Below are 26,299 nucleotides of genomic sequence, written 5' to 3' on the forward strand. Positions count from 1 at the left end.
ATATCAAATCCACTCTGCCAAGAAGTAAAGACTTCTACTAATTCTTCTTCACTTACGTCTCTACGATCAAGTATACTCAAATCAGGAGATATAGCTTCTTTTCTATACTCTTGAAGATAGCCATGCTTTGTTTTAGAATAATATAGCCGTAAGGCATCATGCTTCTCTACTAATTGTAGGAGACTTTGTTTTAATATATCTATATCCAATTCAGGGACATGAATCATAAAGGACTGATTCCAATGATGGAAAGAGGTAAAATGTTCTCCCAACTCTACTTCATGGAAGAACCATTCCTGAATCGGTAATAATGAAACTTCACCTTCTAATATTCCCTGTTCTGTAATAAGAGACAATCCCTCTTCATCCCTTCTACTTTCTAAGAGCTCAGAAAGATGATACACTGTTCTATAGGTAAAGACTTCTTTGACACTTAAGGATAAGGATAATCGTTTTCGTAAACGACTCACGAGTTGGATACTGATGATACTGTCTCCTCCCAAGCGGAAGAAATCATCATGTAAACCGATACTTTCTACAGGTAAGCCCAATACTTCACTATAAATTGCTGCCAAATCTCGCTGAAGAGAAGTCTTTGGTGCTATATATTCCTTATCTCCTGTGAAGCTAGGTTCAGGTAAAGCCCTGCGATCCAACTTTCCATTAATCGTAAGAGGAAGTGATTCCAAATGAACATATACAGAAGGAACCATATACTCTGGAAGTAATCCTGATAAATACACAGATAAGTCTTCATGGTTTACTGCAGTATCCGATACATAATAGCCAACCAAGTATTTCAAGCCTGAACTATTCTCCTTTGCCAGTACAACACTTTGACGAATCCCTTCATAACTCAACAAAGCGTTTTCTATCTCTCCCAGCTCTATCCTATACCCCCTGATCTTTACCTGGAAGTCATTCCTCCCTATATATTCCAAATCTCCATTAGCAAGATAACGGACTAAATCTCCAGTCTTATACATACGATCATTATAACCTATCTCTTTCTCTTCTTCACTCTGGAAAGGATTCAATAGAAAACGCTCCGCTGTAAGTTCGGGAAGATTTAAATAACCTCTTGATAGTCCTGAACCTCCTATATACAATTCTCCTACTACCCCAACTGGAACAGGACGTAAATACCCGTCTAAAACATAAACTGTCGTATTAGTAATAGCTTTACCTATGTTATTAGAGCCATTTCCAGCATTAACCAGAGAAGTAACTGTTGTCTCTGTAGGGCCATAAGAATTAACTAATTTGAAATGATTATTTTGTAGTTTATTATATAAATCATTAGGCAAATGTTCTCCACCAGAATTTAAAACACGTAAGCTATTAATTCTTGTTACATCAATAGTTTTTAATACCGAAGGGGTCAAATGAATATAGGAAACTTTATGATCAGAAAGAGCCTGTAGAAACAAATCTTCATTTAGATAACTCTTATCTTTGGCGAGCAGTAAAGTATTACCATTTAAAAGTGCCAACAATATTTGCTCTACCGACGCATCAAATACATAATTGGCAAACTGAAGAATAACATCTTCACTATTGAGTTGATAACGGGAGTATAAATCGGAAACTAGATTTACAACTCCACTATGTTCTATCATGACACCTTTAGGTTTTCCTGTTGTGCCACTAGTGTAAATAACATATGATAAATCTGATGAACTAACTTCAGTTAACGGGTTTTCTTTGGAATAGTCATCAAGTCTCTCTCTCATCTCTGAACTATCCAGTCTAAGAATACTAAGATCAATAGTATCAGATTTGAATTCATCAAGTTTATCCTTGGTTCTCCCTTCTCCAATTACCACTCTTGCCTTAGTATCTCCCAAAATATGCTCTATACGATCCACGGGGTAGCTTGGATCCATTGGAACATAAGCCCCGCCCGACTTCAATACTCCTAAAATTCCTATGAGCATATGCTCTGATCTTTCTAAACATAAGGGAATGAGTTCGTCAGGTTGGATTTGATAATTTTGTAATAGATAATGAGCCATTTGATTGGATCTTTCATTAAGCTCCTTATAAGTAAGCCTCACATCTTCATATACCAAGGCTATATGATCTGGAGTCTTTTCTACCTGTCGCTCAAATGATTCATGAATCGTAATAGATGTATCATCTTCAGCCATCGCATTGCTCCTATTATGAGTCATACTATGATAACTTTCTTTATCTAGCAAATCATAAGAAGATATCCTAGTATCTGTATTATGCTCTAATATATCATCTAATACTTGGACAAATAATCTTTTATAAATTTCTATAAAATTAGATACCAAATCTGTATCTAATTCAAATCTGTCATATTTAATCCTATAATTTAGCTGATTGTCTTTAATTTCCTGTTCAAATATAATTTTCCCAAGTAAATCTATATTCAATTCATTATTGATAATCATATCATAAGTCCCTTCATAATTAATAAAGATATCTTTAAGATTAGCCTGAACAAAACTAAATTCTAATATATCCGATTTTGGAGCGTATCTGATAAAATCTCCTACCGGCAGATAATGAGCTTTAGTCTTCTTTAAATCAGTGATATAGTTTAAGTTTTGATCTATAAGATCAGAAAGCTTAGTTTCTGAGGTAAAATGATATCCTTTGATCACAGTATTAACATGAGCCCCAAATATAAGCTCTCTTCCTTCTTTTACCCCTACAGGATAATGAATTCCTAAATTTTCTATTCCTGAAATCCTATGAAGTACTATGGCAAGTATCATCTTCCCAAATGTATAATGGGTCAATTTATGACTTCTAGTTAGTTGCTTTACTTTTAGAAAAAGATCTTCTTCAAATTCAAATCTAAACTCATTAATTTTATTGATCTCTAAATGATTGTTTGATGTTCCAAAAGTCTGTAAAAATTTAAATCCAATATTTTCTAAGTCCCTCAATTCTTTTTTCCAAAAATCGGACATTTGGTCTTTTCCATTATTGAAGATTTGGACAAACTGTTCATTTAATTCGTCATGCAAACGCGCCTGCTCGATAAGACTCACCGGATTTATATATGTAGGATCATTATAATAATTACTAATTTCATCATATAAAGAATTAACACTTAGCCCATCAACTATAATATGAGGAATTATGCAAATAATCCTATACCTCTCATTATCTAATTTAATAGCATAAAATCTAAAAAATTGGTCCTTTTCCAGATCAAATGGCTCTAAAGCTATACTTAATAATTTCTCTTGATTAAGCTCATCAGGATAATAAGTTAGAACTTGTGCATCTTCAGATAATAAAGGTCTACTTTTCCAAAATAGCTCATCTGATATATTAAGAACATTACTATTCATTAATAAATAATTATTAAGAAACCTTACCAAACTAAAGTTTAATCTTTCTATATCAAGAACTCCTGACATAGATTGATCCATAACCATATTATAATCACTTCGGGAAGGATTGAGCATCCATTCATTATAAAAAGATTTTTGGTAAGGGGTGAGTTTGATTAACATTGGGGAATTCATCATCATAAAGTATTTTAATTATTTTATAAGGGGTTTTGTATGAGCTTAACTATAATCAAGTTAAGTCTGAGAGTAAAAATGGAAAGATTTCTAACTTTTTAAGGAATTCTTCTACCTGAATAAAATGAGAAACATATTCCGAAGTGTAGTTTGAAAAGCTCTTATCATTCATAAGAATAAGATGCCCGAGATATTCAGAGAAAAATAAAATTCTTTAAAGAGAAAATGTTTAGAAATAAAATATTACTAAGCATCTAAAGTACTAAGGCTATTTTTTTGATATATCAAGGTCATGCTAGAAAGTGGGGGTTCATAGTTACCACGTTCCTTTATACCTACGAGTAAGTAAGTTAAAAGCTTAGTAATATTTTGATTTTAAATGTATAATAAGTTTATTTTAAAAGATACATCTACTTTGATATATCAAAAAAACAGCTTAAAAACGATTTTTCATTGTAAAAGATTAGAAAAAATACGCTTTCCAAAGCCTGATTTTTGACACTTTAAATAATATTAATAATTGTAGGTAATACCTTTTTTGATACTTTGCACATTACCAAAAGCCTTTCCTTTATAACCAGTTTGATTTATATCCTTACTTTCTAACATGAAAATAAAAGGCATTCCTTTTTCTGCAGCTTCTATTTTCAGTTTCTTTTCGGCTTTTTTATCCGCAGTATTTCCAGTATGATAACTTATAAAGCCTGTTTTCCCTCTTATTTCATCGCCTTTTTTCAATCCTCCCAGGTAGGCTTTATCTTCAATAATCATTACTTTTTCCCAATCGTCTTTACCTTTTACAACGATTTTTTTCGTCATATTTTCTGTTCTTCCGGTTGTATATACTATTTTTTCAACAGCATATTTACTCAAAGAATTTTCAGTATCTTCTCCATCATATTTGAATACAATGTTGTATTCTTCCACTTTGAGAACTTTTCCCTCAATCGTTTCTCCATTGTGTCTGTAAATTTTATCTAATTGTGCATTTGCAATTATTCCAAAGAATAATGCCGTTAAAGCTAAAAACTTTTTCATTTGTGTATTTTTAAAGATTAGTATTAATATTAATTATGGTAAAAAGCAAATACAGGGATACAATTATTAACAATATAAAAGTCTCATATTTAATAAAATTCTATTAATAAGTCATTTAAAACAAAATAAAAATAAAAGGTCACAGTTTATATTGATATGGAATAATGCATTTTTTCATCTGTGCTAACACTAGACTATCGTTAATCAAGTAGGGAGTTAAAAAATGAAAATATAATACCCCTAATAAAGAAGCCATCATAGACCAATGAATTATTTGCTTTTAAAGTCCATTGGAGTCTTGCCTACAAGTTTTTTAAATAGTGTACTAAAATAGGATATACTATTAAAACCTACCTGATAACAAACCTCTGATACAGATATATTTTGAAGAAGAAAGATCTTTGCCATGCTAATTCTATATGAATTTGCAAAATTTGTAAAGGTAAGATTCGTTTGTTTCTTAAAATACCGACAGAATGCCGAGGTAGTAAGATTTACAGCCTGTGCAATTTCATGAACATTCAGTTTATTATGATAATTTTCATGGACATAGTTATAAATGATTTCCATCCGAATTTTATCATGAAAACACAACCTCACTCTCATATCATCAGTATTAAGGACATCAAATTCATTAGATTCTGCAAGAATTTGAAATATTTTTATTAAGTCTAATAACCCATCTAATTTTCTTTCACTTTTGAAATCCTTTATCCTTCTAGCTACTTCCTTCTTAGTTTTTCCTTTAAAAGAAAGCCCTAAATAAGAGCGCTCTAATAATTCCTTTATTTTATTACACTCTGGAGTATCCATCAGTACATCTACCAAACTTGTTTTCATTTGAATTACAGCTTGATAATAATGGGTTTTTATTCCATAATCAAAATTTAAATGGGGAATATTAGGACCTATAAGAATAAGATCACTTTCTGTAAAATTTGAAATATGTTTTCCTACATTACGAATGCCATGTGGTGCCTCTATATATACAAGCTCTAGCTCTGGATGATAGTGCCAGAAAAAGTAATTTCTAAGAGAGGGAAAAGATGATTTAAAGGATAATTCGTTTTCAAAAATAATTTTTTCTTCTTGTATTTTTTTCATCATTTATTTATAATAATATTAATATAATGTCATATAGAATGGGATAATGGAAACATTCTTATTCTTGATATTTATATTAAATTCTCAACCGAACTAAGGTTATTTAATTAATTTTTTCTAAAGAAAGACGTGCCAATTTAAAGCCCAGAGGAACTCCTGATGTGCCGTATGTAATGCCATTTAGTTGTATGGTATCTCCATCATTAAGGTTAATGATCTCACTCCATGACAAACTAAAAAAGTTATTATTATAAGAGAAGCCACTTCCTCCCCCAACAGTTGTACCTGAATTACTAATCACTATTCCATTAATTAGTAGGGATCCTGCGAATATATAAGAAGAAAGGACACCCCCATTTACTAGCAAACCTAATGTATAATTTATTATATATAATCCTGAATTACCTGCGGGTACAGTAAGGGTAGAACTATTTGTTCGCCATGCGGCAATTGAGCCACTACCAACACTAAAGTCAATAGATTGAAAGATATTATTTCCCGGCCATGAAACCTGATTTCCAGATACTAATGCTGAATATCCAATTACAGCCCCCGTACTGTTAGCTGCAAGTTTTTTCCACATAGATCCATCAAAATAGTAATATCCTACAGTATCAACATTTATCCTTGGCCCCAAAGCATTACCGCCAGCAATATCTGTAATATAGATTAATACTCCTTTTTGATCCTCTCCATATAAAGTATCTCCTTTGTTTGTAAGATCAGTCCTCGTCAGTCTCGGAGCTTGTAAACCGTCATAATCTTGTGCGCTGCCTTTGGCAGTAACATCTAAAGTAGACTTTGGTGTTTGCGTATTTACTCCTACCTGAGAATACACTGAGGAAAACACTATGCAAAACATAGCTGTATAAGCATTTTTTTTCATTTTTTTTTAAAGATTAGTTGTTTTCGTTATAATATTACAAACCTGTTTAAACTTTTGTTCTAAAAAAAGTTTAAACAGGTTCATTGTTAAAGTCACCTTGAATAAACTTCAAGATAAAAATTACTTTTTAATGAATTTAGATCTGAACATATTCTTCCCTTTTTCTTCCACGGAAATAGTATATTCTCCCGTTATTAATGTAGAAACATTGATCTGTCCATGGGTTATTTCTCCACTTCTTACTAACTGTCCAACGGCATTATAAAGTTTAAATTTAGCCTTATCGGATATCTTAGTAATATGTAAAACATCTGAAACAGGGTTAGGATATAATTGAATATCATCTTTTTTAGAATCAATAATATCATTTGTAGATAATACCTCATTAATAACAACACTATAATCTTCTGCTTCACCATTATTATAAGGAAGGCACGGACTAGGTTGAATTTCAAAAGATGATATAACGCGCATCCTTAATTTTTTATTGGTAACTGCAGTAGTCGGTACTATAAAATTCGAGACAACAAGATTAGCAATATTATTTCCAGTAGCCATAACTTCTTCTGAGTCTTCAAACATTCCGTTATTGTCAAAATCGATCCAAGCAGATACCATATTAGCACGAGGTGCTGTATTCAACCAACCCTTACCCACTGACAAGGTATAACTTCCACCTATTGAAAGACTTACCTCCATTGAAGGATCTGAAGTATAATTTGTATATGTACTTGCTCCAGAAGAATTATTAACATTACTTAAAGTGACATTACTTATATAGTCATTGGGATCTCCAAAAGAAAAAAGCTCACAATAATCCAAAGTAGTGAAATGAATAGTTTCTGAAAAAGAACCTGCTATTGCTGAACAAACAGTTGATACTTGTACATCATATTGAGTAATTCCATCCAGATTATTTAGAATAATCGAATTAGTCGTTGAAGTCGTCTGTGACCAAGAAACATCCGTAGATTTTTTATATCGAATCTGATAAGTTGCTCCTGCAATAGAATCCCAGGTTATTGTGGCTGATGAAAACATGATATCGCTCACTACAACATTAGCAGGAGTCATAGTCTCACAAACTCCGTTGGTAATTACTATCTTTCCTATAGCATAAAAAACATTATCTATTGCTGAAATCCTAAGTTTAATGGATTGATTATTTAAAGACATAGGAAATGATAAACTTTCTGATCCATCATTTGGAGTAGAAGCTGAAAGAATATTCCAAGTTGACCCATTATCTGTAGTATAATCGATTTTTACATTCGCTACGTTATAAGGGGCTGCATTTGTATTCACCACATCCCATTCTACTAATGAAGGTGTAGTAGGATCGACTTGCGTGGTATTTATCTTAAATGGTCCATCACTTCCGGCAAAAATAAATTGTTGTGTGGTTTGAGTTTGCTGCTGTGTAGCAATAGGATGATTATCCCTTACTGTTAAAGCAAAGCCCATTAATCTTGAAACATTGGGAACGGTTTCCCAATCAGAAGGAATTGTTAAGTTGCCATTCAATACTGAAGATAACTTAGGGAAGTATCGAGTGGGAGAAGTGCCTGGTAATAAAGATCGAAATAATCCTCCCGTCAAATTATTACCTGTAACGTCTGTAACAGGAGCACTAGCATTATCTGTTTGTTCCCAAGTATAAGTCATAGGATCATCTTCAGGATCATTTACTGAAGCGGTAAGAACAAAAGCCGTTCCTTTAGGTATGTTATAAACCAGAGGATGAGAAGCGATCACAGGAGGTGTATTGACAATGGGGGTCTCTGTATAACAACTTGTATTTATTAAAGTGTTTACAATTTGACTCCCACTTACATAATGATAGTAGGGTCCGATATCAATTCCTCCATAGCTCATAATAGTAAAACCCAGACCAGGCTCAACATTAGTACCAGAGCCTTCTATATTGTTAGAAAATGTATGAGTCGCTCCCAATTGATGCCCAATCTCATGAGCTACAATAGTTATATCAAAAGCATCTCCTTGAGGTATATTAGCAGAAGAGAAAGCAGACCCCTTTGCTAAAGAAGTTGAATTCGCAGGATTACTGCATGTACACCCCACACAGGCAAGCCCTGCAATGCCCGAAGTGGAATCCTGATGCCCCACAAATAAATGTCCTATGTCATAATTATCATTTCCTATCGTAGTTGTTAATACATTCTGTACTCCCAATATCCAATTATCGTCATTTGCGCCATTATCTGAATAAGGATCCGTCGCCGGATCTGTATAGATAAGCCCAGGAAAATTCTGTACATCCAAGTGCAACGCAAAATCTTTTTCTAATACTCCATTTACTCTTGTCATCGTAGCATTAATCGCTGCAAGAGCACCTGCCACTGTTCCTCCAAAATACTGCGTATATTCCCCTGTGGTAGAGATTGCCAATCTCATGGTACGAAATTTCTGATCCAAACTTTTGGAAAAGTCCGTAGGTTGGTTGGTAAATGTTTTTCCTTGCTCTCGAAGTTGTTCCAATTGTTTTACTGAAATAGGACTTTCATCCACCCCACATCCAAAACCTGTATTGCCTTTAGAGCGAGGATGAACAATATATATCGTTTTATCCTTACCCGGAGCATCTATAAACTCTGATTCTCCATTTTTAATGATCATCGATTGAAAATCATTGGGAGCAACAGAAAACCGTACGTATTTTGAGGGATCATCTACTCCTACTCCAACATAGGAACCTAGCTGATATTGTTCAGCAAGCTCTTTCACCATAACTGGGAGACTGTAAATAGCAAATTTTTCCATTTGTCCCTCCAAAGTAGGTAATGCAATTTCAACAGGCTTGGATTTACTTCCGGTCTCTTGAGCATTTTTGAGCAAACCTCGCATGGCATCAAGATCCAACTTATAGTACCCTGATCTATCATAGTCTTTTTCAGGATTTTTTTTGTGGTTAATGGGGCTCCATTGAGAAAACATATAGTTTCCTAATACACTATATAGCAAAATAATAATTTTTTTCATTGTGCTGATTGTTATAAATTAAACTGGCATAGAGTATAATTCTCCTCAATATCCTTAAGAAAGAGAATGTCCTATTCTACTTAAAATATTATACTTTAATTCATATCCATGAATATTATAAATACCAAAATCCCTTGAGATATTGTGTTATTAATAGTTAAGCTTATATCGATAATAAATTCTCAAATTTGTTTATTATAGCTTCCAAAAAGACCAACCCATTCCATTGAATACAACAAGATTGGATTGTAATATTCTAAGAACTTCCGATTCCCTGACCAATACCTATTGCTCCCCCGTATTCACAAGAACAAGAAGAGGTAAAACCTATATTTCAACTTTTTGAGAACCTACCCACCTAATTTTCATTAATTTTTAGGAATTTATTTTTCAATGACAACTTTTGATGCAGAATCAAAGCCTAAACCTTTTACTCTAATTATATAAGTTCCATTGATTAATTTTTCTGTAGAGATTACTTTTTTTGTATCTGGAGATATTTTATCTTCAGAAGAAACTAATTTTCCAGACATATCATACAGTTCAACACTTACTTTGCCTATCGTATTACTTGGGAAATTGATATAGAATTCGTTCCTGGCAGGATTGGGATATAGGGAAATAATATTTTTCTTTGTTTTTACTTCTCCGGTAGCTAATGTATTACATTCAGTAGGTACAGCAAAATCTTCTACCTGATCATTTATATTCACTTTATCTCCTGCAGAAGCATTTACCCCTAATCCTCTCTTTGCAAAAACTTCCCATATCATACACTTATCCTCTCCTCCTGTAGTAGCTTGTTCGGCTGCCAAGATAGCATTTCTTCCGTCGACGAATGTGGGATTACATGTTTGTAATTTTAAGGCATCTGTTACCAATTGTATTACTCTAGTACTTCCATTAGTATTATTAGCTAAAACATCAGAGGAATACCCATACTTTTCAGCATACTTCCAATGAAGATCCCATAACATTGTAGCCCAAATAAAACCAATTGTATGAACATCGGGCGATCCATCACTAAATTCTAGTCCATTAGTATGGCCATAGGTATAATTGTTCACAGAAAAATCAGGAGAATATCTTGCAGGCCTGATTCCCAACCCAGTAATATCTTCTCCCTTAGGATAAGTACCAATTCCTCTTGAAACCGAAGCATTATTCCCAGGTTTATTCGTTAACATTAAAGCAAAAAAATCGGACCATCCTTCCCCCATTTGCTCTTTATCTTGCGAAAAATCTAAACAACTATAGCCATCACCCGTCAACCTATTAGAAACTCCATGTCCGTATTCATGGATTATAATTCCATTATCAAAACTTCCATCTGGAGTAATGTACTCTACCGGATCATCCTTTAATGTTATATTTACTGTAGTATTGGCTGCAAGATGTGTTTTGATATATTCACCTTCAGAATTATCAATCATCACAGAAGGAATATTGGACGGATAAGAACCAGGAGGTATACCAGGTAATGGAAAGGAATTAGGTGCATCATATATGATTACCGCAATTGCCCCTGCATCTTCCATATTCTTGATTTTTTCATCAAAATAACAATCTTCTCGTTCCACTAAACCTATTTTTCCCGTCAATGAACCTGGTATTAAAGGGACACAACCTTTCATATCCGACACATATTTCACATCTGCCGTAACTCCAGTTGCACTTAAAGGAACACCTATATAAGAAGTCTTTACATTAGGATTACGTAAAGTTGCTACGCTTGGCGAATTATAGGTAAATAACTTTTTTATCGTTGTCCACAAATACATTTGCATTGTCGGATTCAGGCCATCTGGAGGAGTATCAAAATTGGCATTATTAAGCGTAAACCCATCTTGAGCCTCAGCGAACACATAATCATTACCCAGCCCTCCATTCGCAAAATTATTTTCCTGAAAGTTTCTTGCGGATTCCGTAAAACCCAATTGGTAAAAAATATCATGAGCTTTATTGTTTGTATAAAACAGATTAGTAATAGCTGCATTTTGATTAGCTACAGGAGTTCCATGATTACTATAAGGAAAATTAAAATTTCTAGAAGCTCCTCCATCTGGAGAAAATCCTGGCACATTCGCATGAGATGTATCTTCATAAGCATATACATTATTTCCTCTTGTAATTGTATAATGATTCGTACCATCAGAATGCCATCCTTCTGGAGAAGAAGATAAAATCCATGGATTACTGACTATTGATCGGAGCCCAAATGTAGGAGCCTCAACAGGTAAAGCAAATACATTATAGGAGGCATTATCAGGTACTAAAGAAAGAATTTCTTCTCCAGCTCTATCAACTATTATATCATCCTGAGAAGTAAAAGACATACTAGAGTAAGCATCAGGATGAAAGTCGCATGACAGACTAAGATTAATTTTATTAATAATATCTCCACTAGAAGCATCAACTAATATATCCCAATGATTTGATGATTCAGGCTCGCGAAGATAAAACTCATATGATAATTTTAAAATTCCTCCATCATTAAAATATACTAACCGTTGAATAGCAACTTGCTTATTACTTAAATTCCTCTCCTTAAAGTCCAAAATAGGATAAGAATTAATAGTCTGTTTTTGTAAATGATCAGCTACCTTCTGAAGAGCAGTCTGCTTACTTATAGAAACCATCTTTCCCTTAGTAGCATTATAATTTTTCAGAAAATTATCTACATAGTATATTATATTCTTATCTTTAATAAGAGCCGTCCCTACAGAATTATATATAGGGACTCTATTATACAGTTGTTGAAATTTTACAATATTGCCATTTAAGGTGGGGGATCCATCTACATTGTCAATAATTAAATCTATAAGATCTGGTTTTTTATATTCTTTAATTTTATTTTGAAAAATATAATTTTTAATCATTTTCTCATGGTCTTGTCCCAACATATAATGGGGGAATGTTATGCTTATCATAAAGCAAATAGGTTGAATTATTTTTTTCATTGTGTTAATTTTTATAATTAAAGTATTTGAATTGTAAATCTTATCACTATCTTTAAGAAAGATAATGGCCTATTCTACTTAAAATATTATACTTTAATTCATATCCATGGATATTATTAATATCAAAAATCCCTTGAGATATTGTGTTATTAATTGTTAAGCTCATATCGATAATAAATTTCCAATTTTGTTTATTATGGCTTCCAAAAAGACCAAACTGTTCCATTGAATACAGCAAGCTGGTGTGCTAATGTATCATAAGCAATCATTCCGGCAGAGGGATTGATAATATTCAAATGTGGACTTATCATTTTCGGCAAGATCATGGCTTTATCATTGTCTGAAAGAATAAGAATTCCTGCTGTAGTATCTGTTGTAGCATTTTCTCCTATAGCTACTTTGGCAGTACCTATCTCTGTTTTCGAATCTTGTAAAGTAGTATCCACAACGCCTGTGTTATCTACACTTAAATCTACCCAAGTTCCTGAGCTAAGATATTTTACTTTTTTATCTGAAATGTCGTAAATCAAAGTCCCATCTACTACATCTATTACAGATGCTGCAGAAGTAACCCAAGGAAGAATCATTCCCTTATTTTCATTCGCAAATTCAAGAGAAACAGATGAATTACTTACAGATGTCTTACCAATAGCCACCTGAGAAAAGCCTATACTGAAAAATAGTAATAAGACTATCATGATTATTTTTTTCATTTTGATAAAATTTAATAGTTAATTAATCTCGGCAGATAGAGTTTCTTACTGCCGAGATATAAAATGCTAATTATTTAATTATTCCGGACAAGCGGGAGTACCTACGGTCAACCAATTATAGGTAGTTCCATTATCTGTAGTTGTATATATCTTCAATAAATGATTTGTGGTATCATATACAATCATACCCTCAACAAAATTAGATGAAGAAATACCAATAGGATTCCCTGAACCATCAAAAGGAACACGGTTTAATACCAATCCTTTGGTTTTAGCTTCTAATGCTACCCATCCCCCTTTTCTCACCATTGGCCAGTTATCTCCATTATTTCCAGCTCTCCCTAAAGCCGTGATCCCAAAAGTAGTATCCAATGTATTACCTATCGTTACTGCAGGCTTATAGCAACTACCACATCCTACAGGTTGTATAGCAGCATCTTGAGAACTACCAATTCCTTGTCCTATCTCCCCTTCAGAATTGGCAATACCTCCAGCACCTACCAAATTAGGAACACCATGGCTATTTATTCCTCCATTCGCTATTATATTAATACTTCCGTCTGTATTGAGCTGGGAAGATTCAACATTACCGGACCCTTCCAGAGCATCAAAACATCCATCTCCATCAGAATCAAGATCTAATTCATTGGAAATCCCATCATTATCTATATCGCAAAAGCCTTTCTTATATCCACTTCCTTTACCTGACATATTAGTTGGCCCATCCACTATCTGTGAAATTGAAACTGTATTGTCTGTACTAGTATTCCAAAAAATCGTATTAAATGTAGTTCCACTAAATAGCTCTAAAGGATAAAGAGGCCCCCCAGAAAACTTGCTTCCATACATTGCCACAGAGCCATCGGGATTAATTATAATTCTGATGGTTGGATTTGTAGCCTCTGATCCAATTACCTGCCAGATCTCCGGCATACCATTAATTCCATACATCGAGCCATCTACAAAACGAATATTATGGACCCCTCCACTAGGACAATAAGTACAGAACTGAATTTCATTATTTGCAAGATGAATCCCATTAATATTTAAATTAAATGAATTATCTAGAGTATAGACATCAAATACAAACCCTAGATCTGCTGCCGGAGCTGTAAAAGAATAAGGTGAATTATTACTGGTTGAAAAAGTTGCACTCCCCACAGAAGAGGAGCATTCATCAATATCTAAAATACCATCATTATCATCATCAGAATCTATATAGTCTGCAATCCCATCTCCATCAGTATCCACACATGCATTGAGAGTAGCATTCTGAGAAATTCCGACCCCCTGACCAACATCATTTCCAATATCTGCAGCATTTCCAGGATTCACAAGAAGAGGCACCCCTTGCGCATCAACACAGGATGAACTAGCACAGATATTTTTATTTGATGCTGTAGACCCTGTTCCTACAGTTACAGTTCCTCCTGCATCAACTAATTGATTAAGAGTCACCTTTTCATCTCCCTCTAAAGCATCAACACATCCATCATTATCAGAATCCAAATCTAATACATTTAATATTCCATCATTATCTGTATCACACTGTCCATGGCTGCTTCCAAAAAATGCTTTATTTCTGATTTTTTGCAGATTAGACTGTGCTCCTGTTGAGCCAGTAAAACCGATATAAGCTTCAGTTGCTCCAGCTAAAAAGTCTGTAGCAATATTCGTTGTAGTTTGAAGAATCATATTTTCGTCCAAATACACTTCTAATCTTTGAGACGAAGCTACATAACTAATTTCCACGGAATGATATTTGCCATCCGTTAAATTCAAATATCTTACATAGGAACCATTATTGTTATTATGTGGATTAAATCCAACAGAGGTTGTACTCTCTAAGGCAACATGATTATAACCATCCAAATCATTACGCCCTGGATAAATTTGAGGAACATTATAGTAGGTATCAAATTCTATCACCATAGCAGGGACAACACCTGATATACCAATACCATCTCCAGCTGTTCCAGACGCGTGATCTCCAGCTGTTTGTATCGCAAAAGCGACTCCATCAGCACCCACGTGATCTCCTAGGAAAATATCAAACCGATAATTAAAACTCTGAGTCACATCAATTTTATTTTTATACCATATTTGCCCTCTTTGGCCTAAAATATCATCAGTAATAACAATTTCATCATTATTAATATATGCGTTATCATTAAGCTGCCAGTTTCCAAGATTCGTTACAGAAAGACACTCTGCATTATCAGGAATCCCATCATTATCATCATCAAGATCATCAAGATCTAATATTCCATCACCATCAGAATCATCGCCATTGGTCATTAATGCAAAATATCCAGTATTCAATTGGCTCCCTGGCACACTAATTTGTCCATTTTCATTCAACGTACCTAAATCTATCGCTCCGGATGTAAAATCATCATCCGCATCCCATATTACATGCCAATCGGTAACATTTAAATCAGGTCGAGTAAATTGGAGATTTACATTTTGAGTGAAATTCGTATTCTGAACCCTCCATTCACGTTCAATCCTTGTATTAAATCCACTCATAAGATCAGTTGCTATTCTTACCTCAGCAGAACCATTATCAGACCCTATGACAACAAAGCTGTTATCATTATTGAGAGGAACCCGGCTTAACTCATCATTAGGAGAACTAAAATTCATATCGGTAGATATAGTGAGTACCGTTCCTGTATCAGTAGATTTAGCAACTTTTTGTTCAAGACCAGAAGCATCATCTCTTCCTATACCTGCAACTTTATTGTTATGATTAGAAACCGTCGTCCAGAATGGAGCTCCAGCAGAACTTATATAATCCCCAGATTTGGTGTAACCATATTTAAGAGCCAAGTATGATTCAACCTTATTCTGATCTACTGGACTAAGAGCAGAATTGTAAGTAATATATTCGGGAACTATTACATGAGAATTCTCCCCACTTGCTCCTCCTATTGTTCCTCGGAAAGGCGTTGCACCAGAAGTTGCTCCCGATAGTATTGCTGTACCATTTCCATAGAAAGAAAAAGGACCTCCATCTCGAATATAAGTATATTGCTTGGCATCTAAGGTAGATGAGACTACTGAATTTGTTCCTAAAATTACACTATTCGGATCTCCATCATAATATATGGCATTCATATGATTGCTATAATAGCCCAATACTACATTAGAAAGAGCTGAACCAAAAACACGTCCATTTAATCCTGCTGTTTTTAACTCTGATACTCCAAAGACAGAATAACTACCATTTAGATCCAACGTTGCTGGTAATGTAAATATTCCGGAAGTATTAAAACTATAGCTAGCATTAAAGTTTAATAAATCCGTATCTAGATTATAAACTCCAGTACCTGTAGCATCATCCGTATTAATTGCATTTCTCCAAATCGTATTAGTATTATTCACATTCTGTTTATACCAAGAAACAAGCCCCGTATTAACACCTCCCGGAGCAGTAGCAGCAGCAGAAAAAGTAAAATATTGTCCTGTCACAAAATCAGTAATAGCCGTATAATATTGTTCCCCATTTATAGATTCAATATTCATCTGCACTCTTGTGTCATTACCATCAAAAACGGCATCGGAACTTATTACTAAATAAGGCTTAGAAATATTTCCTAATATCTGATTTGCCGGTAACGCTACTTTTACCATTCCTACTGTTCCTGTCTCCTGTATTTTCCAACTCCTTGTCATTCTGTAATTGGAATTTCCAAAGTTAAAGGGAGTAACAAAAGAGACACTTTCAGTATCTGAACCCCATAATAAGGAGGAGAAATTGGTTGCAAAATTATTAGTATTATTAAGATTTGTATCTGCAATAGTTACATTTCCTATAATGGGCTGAAATCCCGTATTAACACTTTTTGATTGCTTCTGATTAAGTAAGGAAGCGTCATCCCTTATAATACCTGCTATATTATTATTATAGTTATTATTATTTGAAGTATCCCACACTATGGCTCCATTAGATGAAACATAATTTTGGACTATAGTCTGATCTAAGGTAAGCCCAAACTTAATGGCCATATAAGATTCTACACGATTTCTTTCCTGATCAGAAAGAGGTCTATTGTAAATAATTATATCCCCTATACGTCCATTATATCCACCATTTCCGAAAATCATAGAGCTGTTATTACCAGTATAAGGATTCAACACTGTGCCTGAAACAATCTCTAATCCATTTCTTCTCAAAGAAGTTTTTGTTGTTAAGGTACTATTATTCCATCCTGTCCATAAATAAGGGGTTTGTAAAGTCCCTCCCCATGCAGCTTGAATACGGCTATTTTCTGCTCCATCCCAATAAATAATATTATCCCCCCAAGGAATAAGCAGATCTAAAGATCCCCCTGTGCCAAGATTTTCAATAAAAACCGCACTATTACTTGCCAATGTAGTGGAGTTCACCACAAATGCAGCCGCATCTGTATATGTATTCACTCCGACTATACCATCAGCATCATGCATATTTTGAGAACCATTAAAACTCAATACAGGATTAAAATTGATATTATCTGTACTATTATTAAGATAAACAGGACGTACAGAAACTACCGGTTGAGTAGCATTATTGGAATTTCCACTTTGATCAGCCCAATTCGCAATAACATCTGTATCATTCGCTAAAGTAATTGCTTGAACGACATCTGCCCTCATAGAAGGACGCCCATTAAAACCCGTTACTGTCAATCTTATATAGCGGGCATTAATAGAAGGTCCAAACAGATTAACAACTTCTGTATTCTGATCTATATTCCCTTTAAAAGTTTTACCCATATCCGTATAGGAAATATTATCAGTAGAATAACTGACGGTATATTCCGTTACCCATTGTCCAAAATCGCCACGTCCTTTTGTTACGACGCCTTTGACATTTTGGATACCTCCAAGATCAAGTGTCAGATACTCTCCTGCAGCAACATTTAATGCAGACCAAGATGTTGTAGATGATAATGTGGAATTTTCAGGTGATAGTGAAGGATCAGTAAAACTAGAACTCGCTGTTCTACTTGCAGCAGGCACCTCAAAATAGGTAGCTTCTGTACTATTTCCTAGATCAGCACGCAACCATAGACCTACTTCCGCCACTGCCCCAGGTGCTATTACTGTACCTGCAAAACTAAAAAACTGACCCGTACTAAGATCTACAGTAGCTGTATAATACCTTACTCCTCCTAAACTTTCTTCATTCATAGATATAGCATTATCTGCTCCATCAAATAGGGTATCGTTACTCACTATTAATTTCAAGTTATTAATCCCTGAAATCTGGCTTACCGGTAATGCTACTTTTATCATTCCCACCGTTCCAGTCTCCTGAACTTTCCAAATCCGTGTCATCCTATAATTGGAATTTCCAAAGTAAAATGGGGTAGCAAAAGTAGTACTTCCGGCATCATCTCCCCATACTAAATAACTAGTATCACTCGTAAAGTTATGAGTGTTATTTGCATTATTGTCCACAATATCTACATTACCTATAATAGGTTGTAAGCCTATATTCTGAGATTTAGATTGTTTTTGATTAAGGGCTGTAGCATCATCACGTCCAATTCCCGCCACATTGTTTTGATAGGCGGCATCTCCATTCCAATATACCGTTGTCCCATCTGCAGCAAGATAATTAATCGGAGTATTTATTGTTCCTAATGTAACCCCATATCTAATAGCAAGATAAGAATCGATACGCTGCCTTTCTATATCGGATATTACCCTATTATATACAATATACTCCCCCATATCCCCTGCATAAAACCCTCCCAAATTTCCATATCCTATAGTAGCTAAGGTAAACCCTGAAGTTACGGAAACAGGATTTCCACTTCCTGTCTGAATATTATCTCGGTAAGTATATACTTGACCCGGAGAATTTACATATGTATAAGTATTTAGATAGCTAACATGAGGAGTTATGGGGGTAGAAGCTCCATAATCAGGTTGGCTGACATTACACCCCGTATCCATCCACGTATTCCCATAAGTATTCCAGATAATATCTCCTGAAAGCCCACACGTCCCATCAAAATCGGATACCCCTAGATTTAAGGAACTACTGCTACTTAATGCTACAATTTGGGTATGATCATTATTAATATTTCCATTAAGAAAACTAGATAAGGAAGTAGACAAATTTAAGAAATCATCTCCCCCGTCAAACCTTGCTGCCTTATTAAAATTCATAACACCCGTAGTAGGTTGATTAGCAGCTGTAGGTTGTAAAAATGTAAAGCCAAATGTCGATTTATCCTTCCATTGGTCCCCTGAGTATTCATCATCCCCTTTTAACCAAAGATTAAGTCCCGAAGTGACTCCCCCAGGAGCTGATTGGCCAAAAGCCATCGCTCCTGAACAAACCAATAAAACAAATATCCCCAGAGAAAGGAACAAGATTTTTTGCGTGTAATTAGTTTTATTTTCCATGAGTTATTAATTTAATTATTTAGAAATCTGACATATTTGATTCTTATCAATTTTTATTATGCAGATGAGTTTTGAATATTATTAAAAAGCTATTTATAAAATCAGAGAAAAGTTTCAGGATGTAAACCCAATCCGATAATTTAAAAAAACAGCTATATCTCATTTCTCATTGAGGCTCTAATAGAGAGAGCTATTGATATTTAAACAAACTTATCAAGCCCTTTTACGCAAACATCCTAAAAGAGCTATCCTTATTTCTCAATTATAATTTTTGAAACTGCTTCAAAAGCTAAACCTTTAGCCTTAACTAAATAAGTTCCATTGATTAATTGATCCGTAGAAATCAAACCCTTGCCATCCAATGCAATGACTTGATCAGAAAAAACCAGTTTGCCCGACATATCATAAATCTGAATACTTATTTTGCCCATTATATGATCCGGGAAAACAATATGGAATTCATTTTTAGCAGGATTGGGATAGAAGGAAATCGTATTTTTTGACACCGTTGTATCTACAGTACCTAATGTATTACACTCCAAAGGGACAGTAAAGTCCTCGATCTGATCATTTATATTGGTCCTGTCTCCTGCTAATGCATGAACACCTAAGCCTCTTTTAGCAAAAACATTCCATATCATACATTTATCTTCCCCACCTGTAGTAGCCTGATCTGCAGCTAATATTGCATTTCTTCCCTCGGTAAAGGTTGGATTACAAGGTTGAAGTTTAAGGGCATCCATTACTAATTGTAATATTCTGCTACTCCCATTAGTCATATTCACCAACACATCCGGAGCATATCCATATTTCTCAGCATATTTCCAATGAAGATCCCATAACATAGTTGCCCAAACAAATCCTATAGAATGAACATCAGGCTCATTATTTAATTCCATTCCATTGGTCATACCATAAGTAAAATCGTTAATAGAAAAATCAGGAGAATATCTTGCAGGTCTAAGCCCTACTCCATCAGGAGACTCAGCCATGATATAAGTACCTATTCCCCTTGCTACAGAAGAATTATTTCCGGCTGTATTGGTGAGCATTAATGCAAAAAAATCAGACCAACCCTCTCCCATCTGTTCTCTTGAATACCCTTCCCCTTGAATACCTGTTGCATTGAGACAACCATACCCCGTTCCCGTTAAGCGATTTGTTACTCCATGACCATATTCATGAATAATGACCCCGTTATCCACACTACTATCTGGTGTAATCATAGTGGCAGGATCTTTTTTTAAGGTTACATTAACCGTCACATTAGCATCAAGTTGACTTTTTATGTATTCCCCCTCTGAATTATCTATGAGTACAGAAGGAATCAGAATCGAAGGATCAGAACCAAACAATTCCGGTATAGAATATGCTTTATCATTATAAAGTACCACAGCTATTGCTCCGGCATTCTGTGCATTTTTCACCTTATCTGTAAATGAACAATTTTGATCTGTCGGACTGATCCCCTTAACCAAACCTATTTTCCCAGTAAGAGAACCTACCGCAAGAGAAGTACATCCGGTTAGCTCAGATGATAACTTAATATCTCCAGTTATTCCGGAATTATCCAAAGCAGGTCCAAATTCTGCATGACGTGATAAAGCATAACGTGAAATTGCTGAATTAGGAGCGTTATAAAATACTTTGTGGGCATCAGACCATAAAAATAAAGTCATTGCTCCAGGAGTTCCCTCTGGTGTAGAAGAAAAATAAGAATTATTTCTTTCCTCCATATTTTGTGCTTCAGTCAACACAAAATCATTCCCAAGCCCCCCATTTCCAAAATTATTCTGCTGAAAATTCCGGGCTGATTCCGTGAACCCAAATTGATAAAAAATATCATGCGCTTTATTAGAAGTATAAAATAAATTAGTAACAACTGCATCTTCATTTGCAGTATAATCTCCGGTAATATTAAACAGATTATTGAAGTCTCTACCAGCTCCTCCATCCGGAGAATAGACGACATCACCATCTTCCTTTTCAATATAAGAGTATATGTTATTTCCCCTAGTAATTGTATAATGATTTGTACCATCAGAATGCCACCCTTCAGGAGATGCTGAAAGAATCCAGGGGTTCGAAACAATAGTTTGTAAACCAAAAGTAGGTGCCTCTACAGGTAATTTAAATACCTGATAAGAGGCATTATCCGGAGACATCACTGAAAATTTATGATTCTCTTTATGGAATAACTTTGTAAAAGGTCGTCGCGGTTCTTTATTAAGAATAAAATCTTGAGAGGAAGTATTAGAATGAAAATTGCAGTATGAAGTCAAATTTACTTTACTGACAATCTCACCATTTTCCGTGCTTACCAATATATTCCAGTAATTAGGAGATTGAGGCTCGCGTATAAGAAACTCATATGCCAACTGTAAATTATTATTTGGAGTTTTTACATAAACTAATCTATTCTTTACCACATGCAAAGTTTCCGGGTTAGGATCATAAAAACCAATTGTAGGATATTTCATAATTTCCGTTATCTTTAACTGCTCTGCAATATTCTGAATTGCATTTTTTTTATCAATTTTTATGGTAGATTCCGAAACATTATAATCTTTAATAAAATTATCCGAATAATAGACAACAGTATTATCCTTGATCAATACAGTCCCTGCTGCAAGATGCACAGGAATTCCTTGGTAGATCTGTTGAATTTTCACCACATCGGCACCTAAAGATTTTGATACATCTACATTATCTATTTTAAAATCTATAAGGTCTGATTTTATATAATCCCTAAACTTATTCTTGATAATATAATTTTTTATTATGGTTTCATTTCTCTGAGCGAAAATTAGGGAAGGAAGAATAATTATTATTAATAAAATTTTTCTCATTTGTATTTTGTTAAAGTTATCATTCAATTTAGCAGGAGCATTCCAACTTTCTTTATTTAAATAAAATCACTATAAACAAAGTGGCTAAATTTAGCCTAGCTTACTACTTTATTAATATCATGCCTGTCTCATATTAGTTTAGAAACAACTCAGAATTCGTTATTGAGAATAACATTTATAAAAAGTAACTAAGATTCATATATAATCTTAACTATGTATTTTTAGTTAAAATTTTTGTATACTCAGTTTCCGAAAATTAATATTATAGAGTCCATTGAAAATCAAAGAACAATCTATTATCAGATATCGAAGAATCATCAAAATTTTCTTTAATAATGGAGCATTGGCGATTTGAAAGCTCCAATACATTCTTTTAATATGTAACTTAGTATCTTCGGGAATTGTTTTCTCTTCTTCTGACCAAACGCTAATCTCTTTCCACAATAAAACTTTTGTTGTACAAGGTTTTATTTTTCTCGTCTCAATATCAGTAATTCTATTATCTTCATGTATTCCTCTCATTGCTATGGCTTTATTCAAAATTCCAGGATAAAGATCTAAGTAGTAAGAAAGGCGAAAGAAAAACTCAGAATCTTCATGAATTCTTAATGTTTTAAAAAAAACATCCATTTTCATCATTAAAGATTCTCTCCGAATGGTTAAGGCATCAATACTGAAAAGACCAAAACTCCCCAGTAAATACATCTGACCTGGAAACACATCTTTCGGAGCATATTTTTTATATACTGTCGTTAAACGATCCCCATAAATATTATAATATTGATCTCTAGCGTTTTCTGAATAATAATGAACTCCTAAAGCTCCATACACTCCATCTACTTTAGGATTTTTAAAAAGTTCTTTTTCTGCATCAAACCGATTCGGTAAATAATAATCGTCTGCATCAAGAAAAGCAAGAAAATCCCCTGTCGCTTTTTCGATACCCAAATTTCGACTTACACCAGCTCCATGGTTTCCCTCATCAGAATGTTGAAATAATTTAACTCTTGAATATTGATCAACAAGTTTCCGGCAAATCCCCAAAGAATTATCTGAGGAATTATCTTCAACGATAATAACTTCATGTACTTCATTGAGTTGCAAAGCAGACTCTACAGCTTGAACTACATATGCTTCCGCATTATAGACGGGAATAATAACTGAAACTTTCACTATTAAAATTTTAATTTTTTATTTCATATTTTTATATCTTTCACACATCTATATCAAACAAGATATTTTTTTTTCCATTTAGCCACTGTATGACGGCTCAGTTTAAAATGTCTTGCTAATTCAGAGTTATTCATTTTGTTATGTTTTTGATAATCTAAGATTTGTAAAATACTGGCGCGATTGTAAGCTCGATGACTTTGGTTAAAAGCATTTGTTTCTTCATCAAAAAAACCAAAAATTCGTTTGTTAAGTTCTATAATATCTAAAATTGATAGTGTTTCTTTTCTTAAAATAGAAGCACATTCTTTCTTTTTTTCAGGATATTTCTTATCTAAAATATCCAAAAAAATAAGTTTATAATTAATCGTTGACTTAAACATATTTATACTTTATAATTTATATTTTGTTCATTTTTTATTAATTAAGTCACTTTGGAATACAGCCATTTACTCTCTTCTATATTCAACTCTTATTAAAACTATCGGTGATGAAGCCACCACCGATACATGGTCAAAATAAAATAAGCAAAATTTTATTCTGCTATACAACGGACCGACCATCCAATGGCGCGGTTATAGTTTGCCGAGTTTACACTACTATTGATGAAATAATAGTAATAAGCATTAGCGTTACTGTAATCTGTACTGGTCCAATAGATGCCGGCACTTCCACGGAGAGTCAAGGCTCCATTATCACGGTTTCGCTGCCCCGAAGCAGGGAAGGTTAGTTTATTCCCATTACCAGGGCATATGAACTGCTTAGCAGATCCAAAATTAGTAGGATCAATAGCAAAAGTTCCTATAATACTATTAGACGTATTATTAACCAAATCTGCATATTCGCTTTTTGTTGGAACACGGAAACCAACAGGACACGGATCAAGGGCCGTCTTTACAGGTGAAGCTTCCGTACCTGAATTCCAAGCCCCATTGGAAGCTGTCGTCGTATTCCAGCCACTGATAGCTCCAACAGGAGTATCAGTATCAGCCACATGATCTTTTACTCCCCATTGATAATAATAACCATGAATTTCTTTTACCGGAACATTGGGATCTAAACTAGTGTCTGCTCCCAAGTTATGTGTTGCCCATGCCTTAATCGTATTGTTGGCCATACACATAGTCACAGAACCCCCACCAGTAGTTACTGTTTTACTGACATTACAAGAAGCACTGCCAAAAGTAATAGGGATTGACATTGCTATTGCACTCGTTGCATTGCCGGTTACATTATATACCAAATTACCATTCCCTGTCAACAATGTTCCTGCAGGAAGAGTAAAAGTCAAACCATTCTGTGTGAAAGATTGCTGTGGATAAGGCTCTCCATTACCACCCGTATAAGGAACGCTCATCGTCCCCGTATAAGATTGACCTTGGATAATCGTACTCGGAGAAAAAACAGCATTTGCACAGTCCAATGAAGTAACATTAGCAGTAAAACTATCCACATCTACAGTAAACGTACAGGATTTTCCTGCTACTGTTATCATAAAACTGGCTGTCCCTGTTGAGGAAGGTGTTCCCACAATATTAAATACCAAATTACCTGAACCGTTAGCCAAAGTTCCTCCATCCAAATTGGCCGTTAAGCCTGTAACTCCCGTGGAGTTGAAAGAACCGGAAAAATATGTTCCTCCATTCCCTCCTATATAAAGAATTGTTGTACTGACTCCACTGGCAATTACTCCTGCATGAACAATTCCTGATGTCGTTGCACCTGAACATTGAAGATCATCAATATGCCCAGTATGCACATTAGTAGAACACATAGAACCCCAATTAGGAGTTAACGGATTGGCAGAATCATTCACCATAATACAACCTAAACTTCCAAAACAATCCGTACAATAAATCACCAAACCTTGGGCAGGGCCGGAGATTGCATCCATTTGAGCCATTGTCATACGAGGGGGAAGAAAACCATCATGAGTACTCGTAAGATCCAAAATAGCGGAAGGATCGGGAGAATTGGTTCCCATACCTATTCTCCCATCAGTAAAGCCTAGATTATGACCATCCATCATGACATTACGTGTACCAGATAATGTCCCATCGGTATTATAAATATTACTCCCGTTTCCCATTTTCTTCCATTGGTTATCAATAGCATCAAAATAATAAAATCCAGGACCATCTACCTGTGAAGTCTGTCCTGTTTGGTTACCTAAATCTGCCCCTTGTGTTACATACACTACTAGACTGTTTTGCTCTATTCCATACAGATTCAATGCAATGGCGGAAAATAATGCATTACCTGTTACACGAGGAACTAGAACTCCTTCTACTGTACTTCCGTCTGTGTTTTTAGCAACAATATCTAACGTTGCTTTAGGAAGAGTCGTATTGACTCCTACCTGCGCTAATATCAACTCTCCTAAAAGCAGAGATATCATTAAATACTTGAATTTCATTATTAGCTTTAGTTTAAAAAATTATGATTATTTAGTTTTTACATTTTATTAAATCAATTATATTAAGTATCAGAAAATCTCTTATTAAAAAGAATCTGCTTATATTGTTTTTCTATTTTTAGATCCTTAAAAAAAATTTACAAGCACGTTTTTCTGCTTCTCTTTTTTCATCAATTTATTTCTCTTACATCAATATTTATACTGTCTTTAAAGTATCGATGGAGATTCAATTACTACCATCGATACTGA

The 26,299-nt window shown here is 34.4% G+C and carries 12 protein-coding genes; all 12 read right to left on the bottom strand.

The annotated features are described in order from the left end of the window. On the bottom strand, nucleotides 1-3,512 hold a 3,512-nt coding region (locus tag CHRY9293_RS15205; protein ID WP_162033759.1), incomplete at its 3' end, for a non-ribosomal peptide synthetase. A 510-nt stretch (nucleotides 3,513-4,022) separates the two neighbouring features. Continuing rightward, a complete protein-coding gene (locus CHRY9293_RS15210) occupies nucleotides 4,023-4,547 on the bottom strand; it encodes a hypothetical protein (RefSeq protein WP_162033760.1) in 525 nt (174 codons plus the stop codon). Between the two features lie 270 nt (nucleotides 4,548-4,817). Beyond that, on the bottom strand, nucleotides 4,818-5,651 hold the full coding sequence (locus CHRY9293_RS15215; protein WP_162033761.1) for an AraC family transcriptional regulator: 834 nt from the start codon (nucleotides 5,649-5,651) through the stop codon (nucleotides 4,818-4,820). 103 nt (nucleotides 5,652-5,754) lie between these two features. Continuing rightward, nucleotides 5,755-6,537: a hypothetical protein gene (locus tag CHRY9293_RS15220; protein ID WP_162033762.1), complete on the bottom strand. Its 783-nt coding sequence runs from the start codon at nucleotides 6,535-6,537 to the stop codon at nucleotides 5,755-5,757. A 120-nt stretch (nucleotides 6,538-6,657) separates the two neighbouring features. Next, entirely contained in the window at nucleotides 6,658-9,537 is a 2,880-nt protein-coding gene (locus CHRY9293_RS15225) for a reprolysin-like metallopeptidase (RefSeq protein WP_162033763.1), read from the bottom strand. A 383-nt stretch (nucleotides 9,538-9,920) separates the two neighbouring features. Then, complete coding sequence (locus tag CHRY9293_RS15230) at nucleotides 9,921-12,497, bottom strand: T9SS-dependent M36 family metallopeptidase (protein ID WP_162033764.1); 2,577 nt, start codon at nucleotides 12,495-12,497, stop codon at nucleotides 9,921-9,923. A gap of 194 nt (nucleotides 12,498-12,691) precedes the next feature. Further along, nucleotides 12,692-13,210, bottom strand: a complete 519-nt coding sequence (locus CHRY9293_RS15235; protein ID WP_162033765.1) for a hypothetical protein — start codon at nucleotides 13,208-13,210, stop codon at nucleotides 12,692-12,694. A gap of 78 nt (nucleotides 13,211-13,288) precedes the next feature. Next, a complete protein-coding gene (locus CHRY9293_RS15240; protein WP_162033766.1) occupies nucleotides 13,289-19,615 on the bottom strand; it encodes a lectin-like domain-containing protein in 6,327 nt (2,108 codons plus the stop codon). A gap of 251 nt (nucleotides 19,616-19,866) precedes the next feature. Further along, nucleotides 19,867-22,464 (bottom strand): T9SS-dependent M36 family metallopeptidase, encoded by a 2,598-nt coding sequence (locus CHRY9293_RS15245; RefSeq protein WP_162033767.1) that lies wholly within the window; start codon nucleotides 22,462-22,464, stop codon nucleotides 19,867-19,869. A 225-nt stretch (nucleotides 22,465-22,689) separates the two neighbouring features. Beyond that, nucleotides 22,690-23,637, bottom strand: a complete 948-nt coding sequence (locus CHRY9293_RS15250) for a glycosyltransferase family 2 protein (protein WP_162033768.1) — start codon at nucleotides 23,635-23,637, stop codon at nucleotides 22,690-22,692. A 53-nt stretch (nucleotides 23,638-23,690) separates the two neighbouring features. Beyond that, nucleotides 23,691-23,981, bottom strand: a complete 291-nt coding sequence (locus CHRY9293_RS15255) for a helix-turn-helix domain-containing protein (RefSeq protein ID WP_228455565.1) — start codon at nucleotides 23,979-23,981, stop codon at nucleotides 23,691-23,693. Nucleotides 23,982-24,169: 188 nt separating this feature from the next. Further along, complete coding sequence (locus tag CHRY9293_RS15260) at nucleotides 24,170-26,050, bottom strand: fibrobacter succinogenes major paralogous domain-containing protein (protein ID WP_162033770.1); 1,881 nt, start codon at nucleotides 26,048-26,050, stop codon at nucleotides 24,170-24,172. Nucleotides 26,051-26,299: the final 249 nt, after the last annotated feature.

It is taken from the genome of Chryseobacterium potabilaquae, from assembly GCF_902728265.1.
Classification (GTDB): Bacteria; Bacteroidota; Bacteroidia; order Flavobacteriales; family Weeksellaceae; genus Chryseobacterium; species Chryseobacterium potabilaquae.

What these genes read in the sequence shown, in the direction of transcription:
- CHRY9293_RS15260 (WP_162033770.1), bottom strand. Translation starts at nt 26,050, where the DNA reads ATGAAATTCAAGTATTTAATGATATCTCTGCTTTTAGGAGAGTTGATA.
- CHRY9293_RS15230 (WP_162033764.1), bottom strand. Translation starts at nt 12,497, where the DNA reads ATGAAAAAAATAATTCAACCTATTTGCTTTATGATAAGCATAACATTC.
- CHRY9293_RS15220 (WP_162033762.1), bottom strand. Translation starts at nt 6,537, where the DNA reads ATGAAAAAAAATGCTTATACAGCTATGTTTTGCATAGTGTTTTCCTCA.
- CHRY9293_RS15225 (WP_162033763.1), bottom strand. Translation starts at nt 9,537, where the DNA reads ATGAAAAAAATTATTATTTTGCTATATAGTGTATTAGGAAACTATATG.
- CHRY9293_RS15235 (WP_162033765.1), bottom strand. Translation starts at nt 13,210, where the DNA reads ATGAAAAAAATAATCATGATAGTCTTATTACTATTTTTCAGTATAGGC.
- CHRY9293_RS15210 (WP_162033760.1), bottom strand. Translation starts at nt 4,547, where the DNA reads ATGAAAAAGTTTTTAGCTTTAACGGCATTATTCTTTGGAATAATTGCA.
- CHRY9293_RS15245 (WP_162033767.1), bottom strand. Translation starts at nt 22,464, where the DNA reads ATGAGAAAAATTTTATTAATAATAATTATTCTTCCTTCCCTAATTTTC.
- CHRY9293_RS15240 (WP_162033766.1), bottom strand. Translation starts at nt 19,615, where the DNA reads ATGGAAAATAAAACTAATTACACGCAAAAAATCTTGTTCCTTTCTCTG.
- CHRY9293_RS15215 (WP_162033761.1), bottom strand. Translation starts at nt 5,651, where the DNA reads ATGAAAAAAATACAAGAAGAAAAAATTATTTTTGAAAACGAATTATCC.